Annotated in this window: 16 protein-coding genes; 6 read left to right on the top strand and 10 right to left on the bottom strand. The window is 35.7% G+C overall.

From position 1 onward, the window contains the following. Positions 1 to 3: 3 nt before the first annotated feature. The gene (locus H8B04_RS12070) at positions 4 to 510 is read right to left on the bottom strand and encodes a hypothetical protein (protein WP_165292280.1); all 507 of its coding nucleotides are present in this window, start codon (positions 508 to 510) and stop codon (positions 4 to 6) included. A 187-nt stretch (positions 511 to 697) separates the two neighbouring features. Here H8B04_RS12070 and H8B04_RS12065 point away from each other — a divergent pair, with 187 nt between their 5' ends. Genes H8B04_RS12065 through H8B04_RS12055 form a run of 3 tightly spaced genes read left to right on the top strand, consistent with a single transcriptional unit; the run spans position 698 to position 4,336 of the window. After that, a complete protein-coding gene (locus H8B04_RS12065) occupies positions 698 to 2,458 on the top strand; it encodes an AMP-dependent synthetase/ligase (RefSeq protein ID WP_190302513.1) in 1,761 nt (586 codons plus the stop codon). Further along, positions 2,448 to 3,479 (top strand): YihY/virulence factor BrkB family protein, encoded by a 1,032-nt coding sequence (locus H8B04_RS12060; RefSeq protein ID WP_165292282.1) that lies wholly within the window; start codon positions 2,448 to 2,450, stop codon positions 3,477 to 3,479. Before H8B04_RS12065 ends, H8B04_RS12060 begins: the two co-directional genes overlap by 11 nt. Further along, positions 3,479 to 4,336: a DMT family transporter gene (locus tag H8B04_RS12055; RefSeq protein WP_317170659.1), complete on the top strand. Its 858-nt coding sequence runs from the start codon at positions 3,479 to 3,481 to the stop codon at positions 4,334 to 4,336. The genes H8B04_RS12060 and H8B04_RS12055 overlap by 1 nt, the downstream gene beginning before the upstream one ends. A 51-nt stretch (positions 4,337 to 4,387) precedes the next feature. Here the strand turns inward: H8B04_RS12055 and H8B04_RS12050 are convergent, their stop codons facing one another. The 5 genes from H8B04_RS12050 to H8B04_RS12030 form a co-directional block, all read right to left on the bottom strand. Then, positions 4,388 to 7,096, bottom strand: a complete 2,709-nt coding sequence (locus tag H8B04_RS12050; RefSeq protein WP_165292283.1) for an alpha-2-macroglobulin family protein — start codon at positions 7,094 to 7,096, stop codon at positions 4,388 to 4,390. Between the two features lie 85 nt (positions 7,097 to 7,181). After that, the gene (cls, locus tag H8B04_RS12045; RefSeq protein ID WP_190302512.1) at positions 7,182 to 8,666 is read right to left on the bottom strand and encodes a cardiolipin synthase; all 1,485 of its coding nucleotides are present in this window, start codon (positions 8,664 to 8,666) and stop codon (positions 7,182 to 7,184) included. Positions 8,667 to 8,760: 94 nt separating this feature from the next. Continuing rightward, entirely contained in the window at positions 8,761 to 10,131 is a 1,371-nt protein-coding gene (locus tag H8B04_RS12040) for a dihydrolipoamide acetyltransferase family protein (RefSeq protein ID WP_190302511.1), read from the bottom strand. A gap of 101 nt (positions 10,132 to 10,232) precedes the next feature. Further along, positions 10,233 to 11,477 (bottom strand): competence/damage-inducible protein A, encoded by a 1,245-nt coding sequence (locus tag H8B04_RS12035; protein ID WP_190302510.1) that lies wholly within the window; start codon positions 11,475 to 11,477, stop codon positions 10,233 to 10,235. 23 nt (positions 11,478 to 11,500) lie between these two features. Further along, positions 11,501 to 14,158 carry a putative LPS assembly protein LptD gene (locus H8B04_RS12030; RefSeq protein ID WP_223815406.1) on the bottom strand — a complete coding sequence of 886 codons (2,658 nt, stop codon included), beginning with the start codon at positions 14,156 to 14,158 and terminating at the stop codon, positions 11,501 to 11,503. A gap of 165 nt (positions 14,159 to 14,323) precedes the next feature. Here H8B04_RS12030 and H8B04_RS12025 point away from each other — a divergent pair, with 165 nt between their 5' ends. The 3 genes from H8B04_RS12025 to H8B04_RS12015 all read left to right on the top strand — a co-directional run bounded on the left by H8B04_RS12025 (position 14,324) and on the right by H8B04_RS12015 (position 17,051). Next, positions 14,324 to 15,148, top strand: a complete 825-nt coding sequence (locus H8B04_RS12025) for an N-acetylmuramoyl-L-alanine amidase family protein (RefSeq protein WP_190302509.1) — start codon at positions 14,324 to 14,326, stop codon at positions 15,146 to 15,148. 11 nt (positions 15,149 to 15,159) lie between these two features. Further along, positions 15,160 to 16,026 carry an N-acetylmuramoyl-L-alanine amidase family protein gene (locus H8B04_RS12020; RefSeq protein ID WP_165292289.1) on the top strand — a complete coding sequence of 289 codons (867 nt, stop codon included), beginning with the start codon at positions 15,160 to 15,162 and terminating at the stop codon, positions 16,024 to 16,026. Positions 16,027 to 16,103: 77 nt separating this feature from the next. Then, positions 16,104 to 17,051, top strand: a complete 948-nt coding sequence (locus H8B04_RS12015) for an MlaD family protein (RefSeq protein ID WP_165292290.1) — start codon at positions 16,104 to 16,106, stop codon at positions 17,049 to 17,051. A 377-nt stretch (positions 17,052 to 17,428) separates the two neighbouring features. On the opposite strand, the gene H8B04_RS12010 is transcribed toward H8B04_RS12015, so the two are convergent. The 4 genes from H8B04_RS12010 to H8B04_RS11995 all read right to left on the bottom strand — a co-directional run bounded on the left by H8B04_RS12010 (position 17,429) and on the right by H8B04_RS11995 (position 21,850). Next, the gene (locus H8B04_RS12010) at positions 17,429 to 19,531 is read right to left on the bottom strand and encodes a S9 family peptidase (RefSeq protein WP_223815405.1); all 2,103 of its coding nucleotides are present in this window, start codon (positions 19,529 to 19,531) and stop codon (positions 17,429 to 17,431) included. A gap of 109 nt (positions 19,532 to 19,640) precedes the next feature. Further along, the gene (locus H8B04_RS12005) at positions 19,641 to 20,390 is read right to left on the bottom strand and encodes a TlpA family protein disulfide reductase (protein ID WP_190302508.1); all 750 of its coding nucleotides are present in this window, start codon (positions 20,388 to 20,390) and stop codon (positions 19,641 to 19,643) included. Continuing rightward, positions 20,326 to 21,099 carry a hypothetical protein gene (locus H8B04_RS12000; RefSeq protein WP_190302507.1) on the bottom strand — a complete coding sequence of 258 codons (774 nt, stop codon included), beginning with the start codon at positions 21,097 to 21,099 and terminating at the stop codon, positions 20,326 to 20,328. Before H8B04_RS12000 ends, H8B04_RS12005 begins: the two co-directional genes overlap by 65 nt. A 10-nt stretch (positions 21,100 to 21,109) precedes the next feature. Further along, the gene (locus tag H8B04_RS11995) at positions 21,110 to 21,850 is read right to left on the bottom strand and encodes a PKD-like family lipoprotein (RefSeq protein WP_317170660.1); all 741 of its coding nucleotides are present in this window, start codon (positions 21,848 to 21,850) and stop codon (positions 21,110 to 21,112) included. Between the last annotated feature and the right edge of the window lie 126 nt (positions 21,851 to 21,976).

Genomic DNA, 21,976 nt, shown 5'->3' with positions numbered 1-21,976 from the left:
GTTTTAGAATTTGTATCTAATGGAAAAACCAATAGGGTCAAATACTCGAATCGTAGACTCTTGTAAAAAGTCAAAATAAGGTTTTACATCCAATGACAAAGAAATAGGTGCCGTAGGCAAGCTATATTCTACACCAACTATACCATCAATACTCAAACTCAATTCAGAGTTCTTCGGAATATGTGTACCTTCATTGTTAGTATAAGCTTTATACGTGTAATTACCCACACTACCGCCAAAACCGTAGTACCAACTAAAATTATTTAAAGGTAATTCCTTGTGATATTCATATAATCCTACTAATCTAAATGAACTAGTTGAAGAATTACTTTTCACACTTAAAATTCCTTCCACAGCTCTATCTGGAGCTAAGGTATGGCGATAATTAATACCAGAGGCAGAACCGAAACGTAAACCAACGGCATGGTCACTTGTTAATTGAGCTGAAGCATCTTTACCTAAGAAAATTGCTGCAGCAATCAAAAAAATATTACGTATTGCTTTTTGCATATTGATTATAAATAATGGATTTGCTTCAAAAATAACATAATTTCAATTTTATCTCCAATAAAATTCGTTAAGGTATGTTAATTAGGTAATTTTCATTTAATATTAGTTTTTCCTAAACTTTTTCTTTAAATTTATTATGCTAACATAGCGTTTAAGATAACCACTTATAAAAATATACATTGAGACCATGAGTAAACCAACACGATTATTTGACTTTTTAAAAACTGACATCGATACGGCTGGGAGAATTCTAAAACTTTCCAAAAGAAACGGTTCTGGCTGGAAATCTTACGACAAGGATGAAATCCTTCAGATCGTAGATAACTTGAGTAAAGGACTTCTCGCCAAAGGAATTCAAAAAGGTGATAAAGTTGCACTTATGTCCGGTAATAGACCTGAATGGAATTTTGTGGACTTTGCTTGTAATCAATTAGGGGTAGCCTTAGTGCCGCTGTATCCAACTCTTTCCGCTCAAGATCTTTCCTATATCGTCAAAGATGCAGAAGCTAAAATGCTTTTTGTAAGCAACCAAGAGTTAGTTACAAAAGTCGTAAAAGCTGTCGCGGAAAATAATTTAGCATTAGATATTTATACATTGGACGAAGTTCCAAACCAAAAAAACTATACTGAACTCCTTGAATTAGGGAAACAACAAAATATTGATCTTACTGCCTACAATGAGGCCGTGCAACCTGATGATTTATTGACATTGATCTATACTTCGGGAACGACAGGTAAACCTAAAGGGGTATACCTGACTCATCACAATATTATCAGCAATGTGGCTGCCTGTTCGCCGTTATTAACGGATGACATCAAAAAAGCACTTAGTTTCTTACCGTTATGCCACATTTTTGAACGCATGGTGGTTTATATGTACATTTCAAAAGGAGTAAACATCTATTATGCGGAAAGTCTAGATAATATCGTAGCCGACATCAATGACGTAAAACCTCATGTATTCACAACTGTTCCACGTGTATTAGAAAAAGTTTATGACAAAGTCATAGAAAAAGGAAAAGCTTTGACAGGTTTAAAAAAATCATTGTTTTTCTGGGCTTTAGAGCTAGGGCATCAATTCAAAGAACCGAAGCTCAATGGAAGCTGGTATAATATAAAACTGGGTATAGCCCGTAAACTTATCTTCTCCAAATGGCAACAAGCTCTGGGAGGCAACATCAAATTCATAATATCGGGCGGAGCTGCCTTGCAAGAAAGATTGGCTCGCGTATTTTGGGCAGCTGATATTAAAGTATTAGAAGGTTACGGTTTAACCGAAACTTCGCCTGTAATAGCTGTAAATTCCTGGGATGAGAATGATGTGAAATTTGGGTCCGTGGGTCGTGTTCTAAAAAATTTGAAAGTAAAAATTGCCGAAGATGGTGAAATTTTGGCAAAAGGTCCTTCCATCACAAAAGGTTATTATAAAAATGATGAAGCCACCAAAGAAACTATTGACGAAGACGGTTATTTCCATACGGGAGATATTGGAGAATTAACAAAGGACGGATTCTTAAAAATTACAGATCGCAAAAAAGAGATTTTCAAAACTGCGGGTGGAAAATACATTGCGCCGCAAGTGATGGAAAACAAATTGATGGAATCGGTGTTAATAGGTCAGGTAATGATCATTGGAGAAAATAAAAAATTCCCTGCTGCGCTCATTGTTCCGGCATACGAAGAGTTGGAAAAATATTGCAAAATCAAAGGTATTCCTTTTGAATCGAAGGAATCTATTATTAAAAATCCACAAATTCTCGAAAAGTATCAGCAAGAAATAAACAAAGCAAATGAGAATTTTGGACACTGGGAAATGGTGAAAAAATTTGTATTATTGCCTAAGGATTGGACCATTGATAATGGTGAACTCACACCAAAATTATCATTGAAAAGAAAGATTATTCTTCAAAAACACGAAGAAGACATCAAAAGAATTTATGCTGAATAGAACTGAAAAAACTATAAAAAAAGAAAAAGAGCCTTTTATCCAAAAGATAAAAGGCTTTGGCAAATTATTAATAGACAGTGGAAATGGTTTCGCTGAAGATAACTGCATGAAATTGAGCGCTTCTCTGGCGTATTATACTGTTTTTTCCATTGGACCACTTATTATTATTTTAGTTTGGGCTTTAGGTTTTTTCTACGGCAGTCAGCTCGAAGGTCCTGATGGCGCACAAAATAAGGTGATGACTGAGCTAAATGAGCTCTTCGGCAGAGAAATAGCAAAGTTATTGGACAATGCTGTTAGACAAATTTCTCTTGAAAATAAATCCAGTATTGGTCTTCTTATTGGTATTATTACCTTAGTAATGACCTCAACGACAATATTCGTCGATATTCAAAACTCGATCAATCTTATTTGGAAGGTAAAAGCAAAACCAAAAAAAGGTTGGCTCAAAATGATTATCAATAGATTAATATCATTTTCCATGATTTTGGGCTTGAGTTTTCTATTAATTGCGTCACTTTTGATAAGTAGTATTATCGGAATAATTACTAAAAATATTGAGCTGATATTAGATAAATGGAATATTCAGCATTTAGATATTCAATTTTGGAACTGGGTAAATAATGGTATTACCTTTGTCGTTATCGTTATCCTTTTTGGGTTTATTTTTGCTTTTTTGCCCGATGCTAAAGTACGATTTAAAGATATTTTAGGAGGATCTATATTTACTACATTGCTCTTTATGATAGGTAAATATGGTATTTCTCTTTACCTATCCTATAATGCCACAGCAACAGCTTATGGCGCCGCAGGATCGATTATTATCCTTTTAGCGTTTGTATACTATTCAGCTGCAATTTTATATTTCGGAGCGGAATTTACCAAAGAGTATGCTATCAGATACGGTCGAGGTATCACGCCTGCTTCTTATGCAGTATTAGTAAAACAAACAGAGTTAGAAATTGATCCAGAAACTGGAAAGCGCGAATTGGTCAAAAAACACAACGAACCCGTTCAATAGTGAAAGACCAAAGTATTAAATACATGCTGTTGGCGGGATTTTTCTTTGCCATCATGAATGTATGCGTGAAATTTGTGTCCCATCTCCCTACATTAGAAGTTGTATTATTTCGAAGTATATTCAGTTTTGTAGTAACTTATTATTATTTACGAAAAAATAATATTCCTCCTTTGGGTAATAATATTCCCGTATTAACAATGCGCGGAATAGCTGGTTGCTTGGGACTGATTGGTTCTTTTTATACCCTGCAGCATATTCCGCTTGCATCCGCTGTCACCATCAATTATCTTTCACCTTTCTTTACAGCAATACTGGGTATTTTTATAGTTAAGCAAAAAATAAGACCTATTCAATTTTTGTATTTTGCCATGTCAATCGCTGGTGTGTTTATGCTTAAAGGTTTTGATTTTCGTATCTCCACTTTGGATGTGTGCATGGGGCTGAGCGCGGCTCTGTTTGCTGGACTAGCGTACAATATGATTGCCAGAAGTAAAGGAAGTGAACATCCATTAGTAGTTATATTTTATTTTCCATTACTAACTATACCCGTTGTCGGGATTTATTCCTTTTTTGATTGGAAAACTCCTGAAGGTATGGATTGGCTTTATCTTTTACTAATTGGAATTTGCACGCAACTAGCACAATATCATATGACACTCTCCTATCAAAGCGCCAATTTGGCTAAAGTTGCTAGCTTAAATTACTTAGGCGTAATCTACGCTTTGGGATTTGGATATATTTTCTTCCAAGAGACATTTAATTCGATGAGTCTATTGGCTATTCTTGTGATATTACTTGGAGTATTTCTGAATTTATTTGACCAAAAAATATTCAGAAAGAAAAGCCCTGATAATTAGCCTATAAAAAAAGCCAACTTTGTAGTTGGCTTTTGTATTAAAGTAATTCTTCTAATTTACATTATAATGGTAAACCGTACGTCCTATTCGTCCCGTACTATCTAATCCTTCAACGACTACTTTATATTTACCATTTCCATCAGCATTATAGAAATCCAAAGTGGCTTTACCATTATCGTCCAACTCGACTGTAGGATTCCAATAAATCGTTGTACGGTAATCGTTTGTAGCTTTTTGAGCATCAGTTTCATACTTCGGCGCATAGAATTTACGTTCTTTGATATAGCCTAATGGGAATAAATCAATCACATTAGACTTAGGTAACATCGCTTCGATTTGCGCTAAAGTCATACGCGGACCTTTAGGTTTTTCCTTCTTCGTAATGATGGATACCACACCATCATTTTGATACAAACGACTTACCGTTCCTAAATCATCACGTGTGAAGATTTCAATTGCTTCTACTTCAGTTGGATTAATAGAATTCAAAGTATTTTCGTCAATTGGCATACCATTCAAGAAGAACTGTACTGGAACGCGACTACCTTGGTTATAGCTTCTTGTTAAATAATATTTCAAGGTATTGGCATCGTAAGTCACACCCGTAAGCATCGTATTCAGACACATTGTCAATACATTACAGCCGCTTAGACGATCTCCTTCAATACGATGATCCGCCATAGAGAGTCCTGTCAAAGCCGAAAATTCTTTACTTGTACGCTGCACCTTACGATCTGCCGTCACAGTTACTTCATCAATTAATATAGAAGTTCTGAATTCATTTTTACTATTCGCCAAATAGTTGGACATTTCCTTGTCAATATTCAAAATATCGTTTGCTTTGTATGGATTATTTTCATCCACAGCAGGGAAAAATGATTGATCCATATTGATAACGATATTGCGGTAGTTGTCGTTACTACGTGCATTAATAGTAACTTTCACCGAATCTGGAAAGTTCAAATTCTCAAAAGCAAAACGTCCATTGTTGTCTGTATAAGTGTCTTTTTTGATCGCTCTTGCTGGTATTGAAAGTAATAATCCTCCATTTGGATAAGTTCGTCCCGTATTCAAACGCAAAGTACCTGACAATTTAATTCCTTGTTCTGGTAAAAACTCTGCGTCAATTTTTGGATATTTTTCAGCTACCAAGTCATCGTAGGAGAATCTTCTAAAACCTTGTGTCAATAATAAAGCATCCAATGCATCTTTACGGTTCGTGACTTTCTCATCAAAATAGTAGTTTGGTTTCTCAATGAACCCCGTTAAATCTGAAGTCAACAACAAATTGCTTAAAATCGTATTTTCTTGATGTTCATCAAAAGGAGTTTTTGCCTCATCTATAACAGAAATCGAAAGATTTGTCGCCGCTTTTTCAGATGTTAAATTTGCAATATCCAAGACGACTTTATCTTTCTTTTTATAAGCCGATTTATCCGTTTTAATTTGGATAGCTAAATTTTCGGCATAATCATAAAATACCAAACGCTCACTGATTGCTTTACCTTGAGCCGTCATCAAAGTGAATTGCATCACACCATTTGGCAGATCTTGAATAGGTACATTTACGACGGAACTCGCATTTTTCACCGTAACCTGAGCACCATAAATTAAATGGCCATTCATCTGACCAAAGATATAAAAGGGCTGATTTTGTATTTTGTCCAAATAAGTATCATTTGTGATAATCTCCACCTGGACTGCATCATTTGCTACTGTTTTAATCGCTAAATTAATCCCTTCCGTTTTTACTGCAGGCAAATCGTAAGTACGTTCTTGACCATTAATCGTAACTACAGCTTTGTATGTTTCATTAGCAGCTGGGGCGAAATGCGTATACCCCATACCTAATCCAAAATCTTCAAATTCAACGACCGTAGCTTTTTTGGAATTAATAATTTTCCCTTTGACACGAACACCTTTACCATGAGAATCAATAGCTTTGAAAGCAACTCGCTTATCAACACCTGCTAATAAATCTCCCCCTTCTGGGAAAAACTGTACATCATATTCAGTCAAGGCATTTTTCAATGGGAAATCACCTACCATAGAAGTTTCGCCATCAATTTTCACTATTAATCTGCCCTTTTTGAAGAGCTCTTTTTCCTTTGCAGAAAAAGAAATATTTGCTCGTCCCAAATCGTCTGTTTCTCCTTTTCCTTTATCAAAAGGATCCCAACCGTCAATAGCTTCCCAAGTGATTTTCTTACGCGCCAAAAGTGCACCGCCTCGATCTCTAAATTGAATGGTTGCATTAGTTTTATTTCCTTCAGTTACATAGGAAACCTCTGATCCTAATTTTTTGTTAATCGCATCTCCTACCGTAATGATTTTATTGTACAAATAATCAACACTAAAATTCATCATCCACTTGGTATACGCTCTAAAGCGGTAATTGTCTTGCTTTATCACCTGCGGATCTAGCACATAATAGCCTTCTCCACCATTATTTTTTAAGGGAATACGCAATGTTTGAATCAACGAATCTCGACCATTGATAATATCTACATACGCAATTTTACTAGGTTGATATTCCAATTGGTTAGTGTACAAATAAGTTTTGAACCATAGCGTATCGCCAACCGCGTAATAAGGTTTATCAAAGTGCAAGTGTATTTTCTCAACTGGATAAACTCCTAAATATTTTTGCACACGCTCTACCACCGTATTGATCGGAATACGAGGTATTTCTTGTGCTTGTAGAAATTGGATTTGAAAAATTAAAAAGAATACGGAAAATATGAGGTTTATTTTTTTCATCTATACAATGTATTTAGCTAAAAATACAAATTTTAAAATTCTTTGGCATACAACAGGAGCTAAACTCTGTTTTTTTAACATTTTTTTATAAAAGTGGCGCCATTAATCGGCAAACTGAATCCGCGGCTCTTTTCCAACGTGGACGTGACATCCAAGCTTTTATGGTCAATAATTCAGCATCCTTTTTATCTTGCTCAAACTGATCAGATAACTTTAATGCTATGGTTTGATCGGAAACAACTGCCGCTATCTCGTAATTAATGTAAAAGCTTCGGATATCTAAATTTACTGTACCAACAAAAGCCAATTTATCATCTATTACTGCAGTTTTAGCATGCAAAAATCCTTTATTGTAAAGATAAACTTTCACACCGCGCTCCAATAAAGGTTTTAGAAATGAAAAGGAAGCATGTTGCACAAAATAAGAATCCGAGGTACTTGGCACCATTAATTCCACTTCCACCCCAGAAGCTGCAGCAATGATCAAGGCACGTTCTAATTCTTCGCTCGGAATATAATAAGGTGTACACAATTGAATTTTTGAACTAGCTTCACCAATTGCAATGAGCAAAGCTTCCATATTAAAAGGTCCGACAGATGCGGGATCGCTGGAAACAAACCCCACTCCAGCATTACCTTTCTCGTTGGCTTTCTCTTGAATAACGTGCAGATATCCATCTTCCAGAAAAAAAGATTTTCCATCTGTCTGGTTCCATGAATTCCAAAAAGAAACTTGTAATAGATTTATTGCTAATCCCTTAACACGAACAGAAGTGTCCCGCCAATAAACTTTATTCGGTACATCGGACCTATTAATGTATTTATCCGAAATATTAATGCCTCCCACATAACCTATGCGACCATCTATCACACAGATTTTGCGGTGGTTACGGTAATTGGAATTAGCCAGTGAAGTAAAAGTTACAGGCAAGAAAGCATGAAAATCAATTTTAGAATTTTTCTGCTTTCGCATATATTTCACCAAATCAGGAGAACCAAAGCTATCAACAATTAATCGTACTATTATCCCTTCTGCAGCTCTTTGTTCTAAAAGATTCAGAATCTGAAGGCCTATGCCATCCAGATTAAAAATATAATATTCCATATGAATGGAATGCTTTGCTTTTGCTAAATCTTCTAATAAAAATTTAAATTTCTCTTCACCATTAATCAGTAGCTGTACATCATTATGCAAAGTAGGTGAAGATAAACGTTCTTTTTTCATCAAACGGAAGACTTTGGAAAGGTCTCCTATATCCTCATGGATATCTTGAATAAAAGATTCCATAATAGGATCCAGTTCCTTCCATTTCTTTTCCAGCCGCAAAGCTTGCTGCCGATTTATACGTTTGATTTTTTTGACTTTGACAAATTTTTGTCCAAAGAAATAATACAGCACTACTCCTACAAAGGGTAAAAAGATAATGACTAGAATCCAAGCCACTGTCTTGGTAGGGTTTCGGTTTTCGATAAGAATAGCACCGATAATACCTACATAAAGAATCAAAAGTGGCACCCAATACCAGTTAACGACAAAATCAATAAAAGGTTTCAATTGTTCTAGATGCATACTCGCGTCTTTATTTATTGATAAATATACTACATAAAAGACAAAGCCTACTATGTGTAGGCTTCATTTTAAACTTAAAGATATTTTTGAATTCTTAGATTACGCGATCTTTGTCCCATTTCTCTAAGTAATTGCCTACTCTTCTAAGGAAAGTCCCCCCTAATGCGCCATCTATTACACGATGATCGTATGACATAGTCAAATACATCATATGACGAATCGCAATTACATCCCCGTCTTCCGTTTCAATTACTGCAGGCTTTTTAGTAATCGAACCAACAGCAAGAATAGCTGCTTGAGGTTGATTGATAATAGGCATGCCAAAGATATTTCCAAACGCACCAATATTAGTAAACGTAAATGTACCACCTTGTGTATCGTCTGGCTTCAATTGATTAGCACGAGCACGATTTGCCAAGTCATTGACCGCTTTACTTAGTCCGACCAAACTCAATTGATCCGCATCTTTTATAACAGGAACGATCAAGTTTCCAGAAGGCAAAGCTGCAGCCATACCGATATTGATATGTTTACGTTTAATAATATTATAACCATCTACCGAAACATTGATCATAGGGAAATCTTTTAATGCTTTGCTGATAGCTTCAATAATCAATGGCGTAAAAGTAATATTTTCACCTTCACGCTTTTTGTAAGCATCTTTTACTTTATTTCGCCAATTCACCAAGTTGGTAACGTCTGCCTCAACCACCGAAAACACATGCGGAGAAGTATGGATACTTTGAACCATGTGATCCGCTATAAGACGACGCATACGATCCATTTCCACGATTTCATCCCCATTCATACTCTTTACCACTTGCGCTGGAGCGGATGGGATTGGAGTAGGTTTAGAAACAGAACCTATTGTATGTGATTTTTGTGCAGTTTGTGTTACTTGTGCTTGACGAACCGATACACCTCCTCGTGAAGCAATATAATCTAAAACATCTTGCTTGGTCACCCGACCATCTGATCCCGAACCGATAATAGTATCCAATTCAACTTGAGAAACATTTTCTTGTTGAGCAATACTACGCACCAAAGGTGAATAGAACCGACCTTCTGTTATTGTAGAAGAAGAAACAGTATCTTCTTTTGTCTCAAATTTATCAATACCTGGAATAGCAAAATCAATTCCTTCTACAGTAGTTACAGGCTTTTCTTCTTTAGAAGGTTCTTCCTCTGAAGAATTAGAAGATTGATTTGAAGAGCTATCTTCTCCATCAATTTCAATTAAAGCAATAGCCTCACCCACTTGAGCTATAGTGCCTTCTTCAAAAAGAAATTCTTTCAACACACCATTTACAGGGGATGGTACCTCTGAATCTACTTTATCCGTAGCGATTTCTGCAATAGTATCATCTTCTTTAATCGAATCACCAATGGTTTTTACCCATTTTGTGATTGTCGCTTCCGATACACTCTCACCCATTTTAGGAAGAATCAACTTAAATATTGCCATATTAATTTTGTGTTTTATGTTACTAAATTAAATAATTAGGAATAGAATCCCTAAAAACAAAATATAATATTTTAAAATTCTAATTCCACAAAAGTAAATTTCTAATTGCTCTTGTCTTTTATATACATATTCCAAAGCATAGCAAAAGCATTAGCCACGGTACGTTCAATATTCACTGCTCTATCGTTACGAAACTGAAACAAGCGAGTTTGTGTTTCATTTTTACCACTTACAGCAATCCAAACTGTACCTACTGGCTTTTCAGCAGTTCCACCTCTAGGACCAGCTATTCCACTCGTCGCAATAGCGTAATCTGCTTTAGCAAGTTTTTTGACTCCTTCGGCCATCTCTATAACCGTTTGTTCGCTGACTGAACCAAATTTTTCCAAGGTATCTGCTTTAACTCCAAGAAGTTCCTGTTTGATGTTATTATGGTAAGAAACCACTCCACAATCGAACATCGCACTAGCACCTGAAATTGCCGTAATACCACTTGCCAAACTTCCACCTGTGCAGCTTTCCGCGGTAGCCAATTTAAGATTTTCACTAGAGAAGGTTTCCACAATAGCTTCTTCTAAAGTAATATCTTTAGTTGCAACGACGTGATGTCCCAAGCGTTGGATAAACCTTGTATGAAAGTCATCTATACTTTCGGCAGATTCACCTATTTGAGTCAAACGCAAGCGCACTAAACCTAATTTAGGTAAATAAGCTAACTTAATATTAGCGGGCAGCGAATTTTCAATATCAGCAATTTTTTCTGCTAAAAAAGATTCACCTAATCCAATAGTGATAATATGGCGGTGTTGAATGGGTTGCTGCGCAACAAGATTTTTCAACAACGGAAGTAAACGATTTGTTATCAGGTATTTCATTTCAAATGGTACACCTGGTAAGAAAACAAAGATTTTTCCTTCCTTCTCCACTAACATGCCTGGAGCAGTTCCTACATCATTAAACAAAACTGTACAATCTTCTAAGACATCTGCCTGAGCTTGATTAATATCAGGCATCATCTTTCCAGGTGCTACTCTTGAAAATAAAGTTTGAACATGCTCTAACACCATTACATCACGCACTAAAGGCTTTAGAAAATAAGTAGAAATCGTTTGTTTGGTAACATCATCTTTTGTCGGCCCAAGACCTCCTGTAACGATTATAATATCAGCGCGACTTGAAGCTTGTTTTAGAGCTTCCAAGATATTTTCGGGTTTATCAGAAATAGAGGTTATTTGGGTGACAGGAATATTAAGAAGGTTAAATTGTTGACCGATCCAAGCGGAATTCGAATCAACAATTTGACCTAATAGTATTTCATCTCCTATGGTTATGATTTCAGCATTCATAACACATAGTTAGCAAAAAAAATCTAATATGAATAATGGCTATTACGTTTTGTCAGCTTCAAATCTTGCAATACAGAAGCTTTTGCGCGAATCGTAATATTATAAGACTGGTATCGTCCAAAAGGAACCCAACCCACAGACATATCCCAACAGTGCAAATCGCGGTAAATAGAAAAGTTAGTCATCGCAACTTCTTTCTGTCTGATATCGTAACCCGAATTAAATTGGATTTTCCATTTTGGGGTAACATTCACGTCGCCATGTAAGTTAATAGTCGCTGTATAGTCGCTACGTTCTCTACGTACTTCGGTATCAAAACGTTTGAAGTATTGCAAACTGAAAGATCCTGCCAAGTTCCAAGGAATGTTGAAATCCACAAATGCGTTTGGATCTCTACTTATGCGTGACAAGGCTTCAGCCTGCTCTTTGGTCATGTTTGGCATTTGATTACGCATTGAGTCGATATTGTTATTTCTACTCTTATTTGCATCTGGATTAAAGCTATAATCAAAGGACAAACCGAAATTTGTCAAACGTGCTAAATGTCCATTTTTTATTGCAAATCTATCCACACGTTGACCTTGATTATCTAATTGATATGGATCAAATGTACCATTAAAGTTCAAATTGATTTTCTCATTGAAAATGCTCGTACGTCCTGAGAAAGAGATGGTAGAAAGTTTCAGTGAATCGGCAGCAAAATTGTAATTACCGCTAAAAGTTAGACCTTGCAAAATAGGAACTTTCTTAAATGCTTTGTTTCCCGTCTCCGTCGAATCACCTTTATTTTTAACCTTAGCCTCAATATTATTATCTATGGAGAAGCCAATACCCATTTGCTCTCCGGCGCTAGGACCACCAAAAATAGCTCCTTCAAAAATGGAGTATTTCGACAATCTTCCGTCTTGATTTATCCATTCTCTATAGAAGCCATACTTAGGATCACCAAAATCTGGTCTATAATTAAAATTAATAGATGGTGTAACTACGTGGCGAATGGCTTCAATTTTACCAATTTTAGGGTACATACCATACACTTTTGTAGACAATCCACTAGACATGGAATAATCATACGCACGGCGGAAACCACCTACAGTATCTTTTACATTGATGTAACCATTGATTTCATTGGCTCTATAATTACGAATAGTTTGCAAATACCAACGTTCTGTATAGTTAACTGATGTATTGAATTGGAAATGTTTAAATGCATTCAAACTTAAACTAACTGGAATATTGTGTTGAAATCCGTTCGTAAATTGTTGTAATGTTTGCTTACTAAAGATAGTAGAGTCACCAGTTGATAAAGAGTTACGACCTTGCAAACTATAACCTACCGTAATACGTTGATACCATTTTTGCTCACCTACGCGATCTTTGGAATCAAAAGGATTAAATGTCGAAACATTCAAGGAGAATTGTGGCAATTCCAAATCTACTTTTCCTGATGACATATCTTGACGGTGTGTAGCACTCGATGTGAAATTCACTTTTCCATCAGCAAATACTTTACCGTAACTAATGGAAGAGGACATATTGTTACGTGTCAACTCTTGATAGTTGTAGGTGCTACCTGCACCAGAATTCTGGAAATACGATGAAGTACCAAAATTCACGGAAGCCGAAAATGATGTTCCTGGATTTGCTTCCTGACGTTGCGTATGTGTCCACGTTACGTTAAAATCCTTTGCTCTTTTGTAATTATCAGAACCTTCAACACCTGTAGGCGTCGAAGCGAAACGAATATTAAAACCGCCGCTGAATTTATAATTCACTAAGTAATTCGTACGAATTGATGATTCCCAAGCTCCTTTTGAATAGAACGAACCTCTCAATTCTGAATCCCAATAATCATTAAATGTCAAATACCATCCAAAGTCGCGCAAACCAAATCCCCGTGTCACGTCATCCCCAAAGGATGGAAACAAAAATCCTGCTTGCTTTTTATTTGTTTTTGGGAAGAAGCCAAAAGGAACAGTAATGAATTTGAATGGAATACCTTGAACTACCAAATGAGGCCATTCGGCAATAACTTGCTTATGCGTAATTAATCCTTTAGGTATAGCAATACCAAAATGCGTATGTGGAAAAGGTAAATCACATGTACTGTACATGGCATTTTGAATGGACATTTCATCGTAAATATTCTTACGAAGCACGCGTGCCTGGATATATCCGCCATCTTCTTCGGTCATAATACCGAAAGTCTTACCTTCTTGGCTTTTGTAATTGTATAACAAAGAATCTACAGCCTTAGGCGTTTCATTCGGAAAAAGCACCACAGGGCGACCAACATATTTTCCAGTATGATCTACCACACCACTTGCATATAGCATATTGGTATTACGATCCAATCTAATATAATCTGCTGAAAGCTCAAATTCCTGATACTTTACTTTTGCACCGCTATATAAGTGAATAATATTTTTGCTTACTTCATTCCAAGATGAATCATTAGCCACAATAGTAACTACGGTTTCTAAGCCACTTTCATTTTTCATCACAACGGTATCTTTACCGTTAGTTAGTTTTAAGTGATTTTTTGTTGTATCTGGCGTAATATTTGATGTGTCCTGCACGGAAATATTTGAAGATTGCGTACGTATAGTTTGCGAATACCCCTCGTTTATTCCTATTACAAGGAATACTAAAACACATAAAAAACTCGTTAGCGTCTTCAAATTGAAATTCTTATAATTAATTTAGCGCAAAAATAAACTATTGAGGACAAAAATAGTCAAAAAACGAATAGATAAAGTGGATATTTTTTTGAATAAAATAATATGACTTATCTTTGCTTTTGAACAGTTTTTGAATCTTCACACAAAAATGTTAAAAAAATAAAAATGAAATTTTTAAATAGTGTTAAATATATAAGTTACTTCGCTTTAGCCGTTATTTTTATTTATACAGCTTCATCGTTCCAAACCTCTCCTAATTCTTCTACCAATCCTCCAAAAAAAACTTTTACAGTGGTGCTTGACCCTGGTCATGGAGGTGCGGCTTTAGGCGCTGTTGGTCGCCGTTCAAAAGAAAAAGAGATTGTTTTGGAGGTATGCTTGAAGCTCAAAAAGGAGCTGGAAGAGAAATTAGGTATAAATGTATTATTGACCAGAACCACAGATGTGGATGTGCCGTTCCGTACACGTTCGGAATTAGCAAATAAAAATCATGCGGATATCTTCATGTCCGTACACGCAAATTCTGCCAATACTGCTCGTACACGAAATCCTCAAGTTACTGGAACCGAAACTTTAGTTTTGGGTTTTCACCGTATGAATGAACAAGATGTAGCTATCCGTGAAAATGCGGATATGTTATTAGAAGATAATTATGAGGAAAACAATGCGGATTTGATGGGATTCGATCCAAAAGATCCTTCTTCGTATATTGTTTTTAAAGTGATGAAAAGACAATATCGTGACCGCAGTATTCGATTGGCTTCATTAATCCAAAATGAATTTGTGACTTCAAATAGACCTAATCGCGGTGTGAAAGAACAAGGTTTGGCAGTGTTAGCACGTGCCAGCATGCCCGCTGTTTTAACTGAAATTGGTTTTATTTCTAGTCCTACCGAAGAAGATTATATGTTGTCTGAAGAAGGGCAAGCTGAGATTATAAAAAATCTTGTAGATGCTATTAAGAATTATAAAGCGGCTGTAGAACGATAAAAAAGAAGTATATGTTGAGAAGAAAAAGGGTTAACAAATTTATCAAAATTGGATTGACAAGCGTACTACTTAGTGGCGCTTTCTTAATTATTAGCAGTTTCAAATATGCATCTGTTGACGTCCCTCCTTCTTCGAATACTGGAAAAATTAAAGGAAAAGTAATTGTACTTGACGCGGGACACGGCGGAAAAGATCCTGGAGCGGTGGGGAAGCTTTCACGTGAAAAAGATATTGCTCTAGATATTACACTGAAATTAGGTAAAAAACTAGAAGCCGAAATTCCAGGTACAAAAGTAATTTATACACGTAAAACGGATGTGTATCCTAACTTGTATGAACGACCTGCGTTAGCCAATAAACATCACGCGGATTTATTTGTATCCATTCACCTAAACTCCGGAGGAGAAACAACTCGAAGAGTAAAAAATAAAAAGGGGCATTGGGTTACTCAAAAAGTCTTGAATACTGCTGTAAAAGGAACTGAAACATTTGTACTAGGTTACAATAGTATGGAAAATCAAGATGTTGCCATCCGTGAAAATGCGTCTATCTTATTGGAGGACAATCACGAAGACAATTACGGTGGTTTTGACCCGAAAGATCCTGCATCTTATATTGTCTTTAAAATTCTAAAAAGAAAATATCGCGATCAAAGCATTCGTTTAGCGAAGCTAATGCAAACAGAATACAGCAAAATTGGTCGTGCTAACCGTGGAATCAAAGAACTTCCTTTGGCTGTATTGAAAACGGCTGGAATGCCCGCTGTATTGACTGAAGTTGGATTTATAAGCAATTCGGAAGAAGAAAAATATTTAATGTCTGACAAAGGTCAAGATGCGATTGTGAATAGTTTATTTAATGCTATTAAAAAATTCTAATTCTACGGATAGCTAAACATTTTCTATATTTAGTATGTTATTAGTATATTCATGTAGAATCTAAACACACAGTAACTTTGAAATTATCAAACGAAACAAAAGTAGGTGCTCTAACGGCTATAGCCATAGCTTTATTATTTATAGGATACAGTTTTTTAAAAGGAAATGATGTTTTCAGTTCCGAAAATACATTTTATACAGATTATGACAATGTCGATGGCTTGGCTGTATCGAATCCAGTATTAGTTAATGGTTTTAAAATAGGCCGTGTTTCCAAAACTACTCTTCTTGATAACGGAAAAATTCGAACAGAATTCAAAATCGAAGATGATTATAATATACCTTCCAATACCATTGCACGCATTTCCAATGACGGTTTTTTAGGTGGTAAGGTCATTGTTTTCGACCTTGGAAATAGCAAAACCTACGCTCGAGATGGAGATCCTTTGCAATCAGATGTGCAAGCTAACCTCCTTCAAAAAGTAGAGCCTTTACAAAAGAAAGTAGAAGATTTGGTTGTAAAATTAGACTCTGTATTATCTGCTGTGAATACAGCTTTGGATGATGAATTTCAACGTGATTTCAAAACCAGCCTACGCAGTATTTCTAAATCCTTAAAAAATGTTGAGACCATTACTTCGGATGTAGAGGATCTGATGGGATCAGAAAGAGTACGTTTGGCTAAGATTATGCAGAATCTTGAATCGATAACCAATAATTTCAAAAATAATAGCAGTCGCATTAATCATATCGTGGCTAATTTAGACAATCTGTCATCTGACCTGTCAAAAACTGAAATAAAGGCAACTGTTGACAATGCCAATCAGGCAATGAAAAATGTACTAGCTATTACGGATAAGATAAACAAAGGTGAGGGATCTATTGGTCTATTGGTTAATGATGACAAATTGTACAATAATCTGAGTAATGCCTCAGACAACTTGGATCAACTCGTCAATGACTTGAAAACCAATCCAGGGAAATATTTGAAAATATCCATATTTGGCAAGAAAGACACGAAATAAAAATAGCCTTGAGAATTTCTCAAGGCTATTTTTTTAGGGTATTGTCATCGTTACGTCTTCTACTTGTTAACAAATTGTTAAATCAACTATTTAGTACAACATTGGCATAAAAATAGACGTTACACTAGTAATTCATAATTTAGGTTAATAATTGGTTAGTTAAAAGTCTGGAGCTCCCCGCTTCAGACTTTTTTTATACTTAATTCATTAATGAATTTCAATAATTACCTATTACTGTTAAAAATTTGTTAAATCATAATATAGCCACAATATTGGCATAAATATAGACGTTATACTAGTAATTCATAATTTAGGTTAATAATTGGTTAGTTAAAAAAGTCTGAAGCTCCCCGCTTCAGACTTTTTTCATTTATTAACTATAATGTTTCGTTTAGCCAACCAAAGAATTCACGTTGCCAGACTTGCGCATTGTGTCCCGAAAGTACCCAGTGATTTTCATCTGGCATATACACAAATCTACTTTTAATACCTTTCAATTGTGCCACTTGAAAAGCTTCTTGTCCTTGGCCAACGGGTACACGGTAATCTTTACCTCCTTGGAAAATTAGAATTGGCGTATTCCATTTATCGATATGTTTGATCGGGTTGAAATCTTGATAAGTTTTTGCATTAGCTTTATCCCAATAAGGACCTCCTAAATCATAATTCGCAAAGAATAACTCTTCAGTCGTTCCGTACCAAGATTCCATATTAAACAAACCACAGTGTGAAATAAACGTTTTGAAACGACCTTCATGCACCCCAGCCAACATAAATACGGAATAACCTCCGTAACTTGCACCAATCGCTCCGATACGATCATTGTCTACATATGATTCTTTTTTGAAATCATCAATAGCGGACAAATAATCCTGAATAGCTTGTCCACCCCAATCTTTGGAAATATCTTGGTTCCATTTAGTTCCCCATCCTGGCATACCTCGACGGTTTGGAAGAATCACGATATAACCTTGAGAAGCCATTAATTGGAAGTTCCAACGGTAAGAATAGCCTTGCGTAGTCGCTGATTGTGGACCTCCTTGACAGAATAATAAAGTTGGATATTTTTTGGTAGGATCAAAATCTGGCGGATAAATTACCCAAGAGAATAAATCAGCACCATCCGATGCTTTAGTAAAACGACCCTCTACTTTTGTTTCTTTCCATCCAGCATATTTTGCATCGTTTACAGATGTAATTTGTGTTAGGTTTTTATTTTTGAAATTGAACAAATAAACTTCAGTCGCTTGCGTCATCTTAGTAGAGGTAACAACTAACCCTTCTTTCGTCTCTCCCACTATCCCCGAAATATCAAATTGTCCTTGACTTAATTGTTGGATTTTTGGTAATGAGCGAACATTCAAATTAGCTGGAACGTCCACTTCAAATAACTGAACTGTTCCACGTGTAGGCGCAACAAAATAGATTTTCTTACCATCCTTACTCCAATAGAAAGCATTTACGGTCTCATCCCAATGGCTTGTCAAATTTAATTTTACACCTGATGCCAAATCTTGAATGATAATATCATTTTTGTCAGCTTCATACCCGTCAGTTTTCATGCTTAACCAAGAAAATCTTTTTCCATCAGGGCTGAATGTAGGATTAGTATCGTATCCTGACATGCCTTCTGTTAGATTTTTAGTTTGCTTGGTTGCTAAATCATATTGGTAAATATCTGTATTGGTACTTGTGGCATATTCTTTACCAAATTTCTTCTTGCAAACATATAGCACAGATTTGCTGTCAGGTGACCATGCAAAATCCTCCGCCCCACCAAAAGGTGCAGTTGGGCTATAGAAAGGTTGTCCTTCTAATAAATCTACTGCCTCACCAATTTTACCATTATCATATGTGGCAACAAATGGATGATTGAAACGTCCATCATTAAACGTATCCCAATGTCTATAATCCAGATCATCATAAATGTAGATATTGGATTTGGACAAATCTGCATATTTGTCTACACTATGATTTTTATTGATAAGCACTTGCTTACTGAATAGAATATGCTTTTTGTATGGGGAAATTTTGACATCGGATAAGCCTTCTTTTACATCTGTCAATTGCACAGCTGCACCACCTTTAAGATTTTTCTTCCAAAGTTGACCTTTGAACAAATAAATTACATCATCCGAAGATGTAATTTCTATTACCGTTTCACTACCTAAATCTGTAGTAAAAGGTTTGGCATCTCCACCTTTTAGGGGAATCGTAAACAAGTTTTTCTCCGACTTATTCTCTTCAAAAGAATAATTAGAAACTCCATAAACCAACACCGAACCATCGGCGCTAAGACCTTCAGCAGATACACGTCCTAACTTCCATAAGTCTTCGGCATTCATCGGTCTTTTGGCTAAATATTCATTTATTTTATTCGTCAACACAGATTTTTCAATCTTTTTCTCTGGTGCACGTTGCCCCATTGCTGATGCACTCATAAGTAGTAAAACTGTTAAAATAGAAACTCTATTCATCATCAAATATTTTTATATGCAAGATAGGAAAAAAGCTAAAGCCTATAAAATGGAAAAGGCATAAGAACGCGTTCTTATGCCTTTGGTTTAGATTAGATTTATTTCAATTATACTATATATTCTTTTTAGCAAAATCTATCATGCGAGATAGTTCATCTATAGCTTTCTCTTCATCGCCTGAAAAGCCTGAAGCTTGGAATCGAATATTACCTTTTTGATCAATAATGAATTTAGCTGGAATACCTTTCACATTGAATTTAGTCGCTACTTCACTTTGATTGGTAGTTTTGTTTTTCAAATCCATTAGTACCTCGAACGTATATCCGTTGGTTACCACATAGTCTTTCGCATCTTTCACAGGATCTTTCGCTGTATCCCAAGTATGAATGAATAAAAACTGTACTTCTTTATCAGCTTTAAATTTATTTACTGCCTTTTGCATCATAGGGAATGAAGCCTTACAAGGTCCACACCAAGTTGCCCAAAAGTCAAGCACCAAAACTTTACTTTTCAAATCTGCTAACTTAACAAGATTCCCGTCTACATCTTTCAATTCAAAATCAGGAGCCGGTTTATTGATAGCAGAATTCAAGATGGATGCTACGAAAGCATTATGTTTTTCTTTATTTAGGGAATCAATATACTTTTCATATAAAGCTAAATCTTTATTTTTTGCTGTGTATGCCTTTTTCAAATGATATTCCAATTTTGGAAGTTTCTCATCATTTACATACGCTTTTTCTAAAGATTGGAAAATATCAGCATATCTTTCTGTCAACAAATGCGTATTCAACAATCTAGATTGCAAAAATGCAGGAAACTCTCTTTTCGAAGACAAAAATTCGTATTGAACCGTTTTCATATTGAAATGCTTCTTCGGATTTGTTATCACGGATTAGAATATCCGCATAGTGACCTATTACCTGATAATATCTTGCTTGATCCTCACGATTAGGCTGATTTTGTAATCTATCACGGTAATACGCCAAACAGTAATCCAAATAAGGCATTGCTAATTTAGTATTCGTTCTCATCAAATTATTGATCAACATCGAATACATAGAAACCTTTGATATTGTATTATCAGAAGGCGTCTTAGCATTACGCATGTAATAATCCAAATAGGTATTCATCAAAGCTGTATCACCCTGAGCCGCAAAGCCTAAAGTCATAGAAAGCCCTTCCATACCTAAATCCAGAGAGGGATTAACTTGAAGAAGCTTTTGGTATGCTTCATTCTTTTCATTCAGATTTTTTAATGCAGCGATACGCGTCATCTCCACATAGTAGGAAAAGATTCCTTTTGGAAATTTCTTCAGACCATTCTTTTTAACACGCGCTATTGACTCTTCGTCTTTTTGGCTCAAGTAATATTTATACGCATACACTAGATCTGCCTGCGATTTACTTTTTTCCAATGTGGATAACGCTTTTTGTAGCTGAGCGTCATCGTAGATATTGGACAATTCTCGCGTTTTGGCCATTATCTGTGCCTCAGTAATCTCTTGGGAGAAAGCAGGACTTGCCATCCCTATAAAGATGACAAGCACTGCATATTTTATAATATTCATTCAGGTAAGATTAGAATTTTTTAGATAAATGGATTACTTCACCTAAACCTTTGAATGAAGAATCAAACGTATTGTTGGTAAACCAACCCAATGTATTGATATTGAAGAAATATACTTCGCCCTCACCATTGTTCATTACACCGACAGCTAATGTTTTACCTACATTACCTGTAGATTTATCCATTACTAACGAGGTTACCTTAGCTGAACTTGGAAACTCGTAGATCAAAGAAGCATTATTATTTGGGATACTCGTGAAACTACTTACAGTAGGTAAAATAGTTTGTGTATCTCCTACTTGAGCAAAGTTGTTCGGATCAAAACGATAAACACCTTCTGTAGTGAAGTACAAAATACTCGCATAATTCTGTTGATTATTCAAGAAAGCATAGTATGTACGCAAAGCTTTACCTGAAAAAGATTTATTGTTTGCATCCTCAGCAGGTGCAGAGAATACTGTTTTATCTGTACGAATAAACGATAAACCGGCTTTATTGTTTTTATTGTGCGTTACAAACCATCCGCTATTGAAACCACTGTTTACTTTTAAGTTATACAACTTATTGAATTGCAATCCATTGCTTTTATCTGTAACAGTATACTGCAAATTATAGCTTCCAGGAGCCAAACCTACTGAGATTCTTAAATCACGATCTATAGAAAGCAGGGTTGCTTTCTCATTGCTAAGGGCCTTCCATTCGTATTCAAACGTTGAATTGGAAGGTTTACTTTCTACAATATTCGTCTTGATGTGAACTACCCATTTGCTAAAGACAAATGGGCTTCGGGCTTCACAGACTTGTGCTTTGTTGCCAAAGTCTTATTTGAGTCTCCGCCCGTGTAATCGCCAGTTCCTGACGATATTATTTTTAATCCT

Origin of the sequence: Sphingobacterium litopenaei (genome assembly GCF_014692495.1) — a bacterium.
In the GTDB taxonomy this organism is placed as follows: domain Bacteria; phylum Bacteroidota; class Bacteroidia; order Sphingobacteriales; family Sphingobacteriaceae; genus Sphingobacterium; species Sphingobacterium litopenaei.
The sequence above is the reverse complement of the archived record's forward strand: the minus strand, read 5'-3'. Positions and strand labels throughout refer to the sequence as shown.

Bases quoted from the DNA above. Each gene is read 5' to 3' on its own strand.
- H8B04_RS12020 (WP_165292289.1), top strand. From the start codon at position 15,160: ATGTTGAGAAGAAAAAGGGTTAACAAATTTATCAAAATTGGATTGACA.
- H8B04_RS12060 (WP_165292282.1), top strand. From the start codon at position 2,448: ATGCTGAATAGAACTGAAAAAACTATAAAAAAAGAAAAAGAGCCTTTT.
- H8B04_RS12070 (WP_165292280.1), bottom strand. From the start codon at position 510: ATGCAAAAAGCAATACGTAATATTTTTTTGATTGCTGCAGCAATTTTC.
- H8B04_RS12035 (WP_190302510.1), bottom strand. From the start codon at position 11,477: ATGAATGCTGAAATCATAACCATAGGAGATGAAATACTATTAGGTCAA.
- H8B04_RS12065 (WP_190302513.1), top strand. From the start codon at position 698: ATGAGTAAACCAACACGATTATTTGACTTTTTAAAAACTGACATCGAT.
- H8B04_RS12000 (WP_190302507.1), bottom strand. From the start codon at position 21,099: ATGAATATTATAAAATATGCAGTGCTTGTCATCTTTATAGGGATGGCA.
- H8B04_RS12025 (WP_190302509.1), top strand. From the start codon at position 14,324: ATGAAATTTTTAAATAGTGTTAAATATATAAGTTACTTCGCTTTAGCC.
- cls (WP_190302512.1), bottom strand. From the start codon at position 8,666: ATGCATCTAGAACAATTGAAACCTTTTATTGATTTTGTCGTTAACTGG.
- H8B04_RS12040 (WP_190302511.1), bottom strand. From the start codon at position 10,131: ATGGCAATATTTAAGTTGATTCTTCCTAAAATGGGTGAGAGTGTATCG.
- H8B04_RS12005 (WP_190302508.1), bottom strand. From the start codon at position 20,390: ATGAAAACGGTTCAATACGAATTTTTGTCTTCGAAAAGAGAGTTTCCT.
- H8B04_RS12010 (WP_223815405.1), bottom strand. From the start codon at position 19,531: ATGATGAATAGAGTTTCTATTTTAACAGTTTTACTACTTATGAGTGCA.
- H8B04_RS12050 (WP_165292283.1), bottom strand. From the start codon at position 7,096: ATGAAAAAAATAAACCTCATATTTTCCGTATTCTTTTTAATTTTTCAA.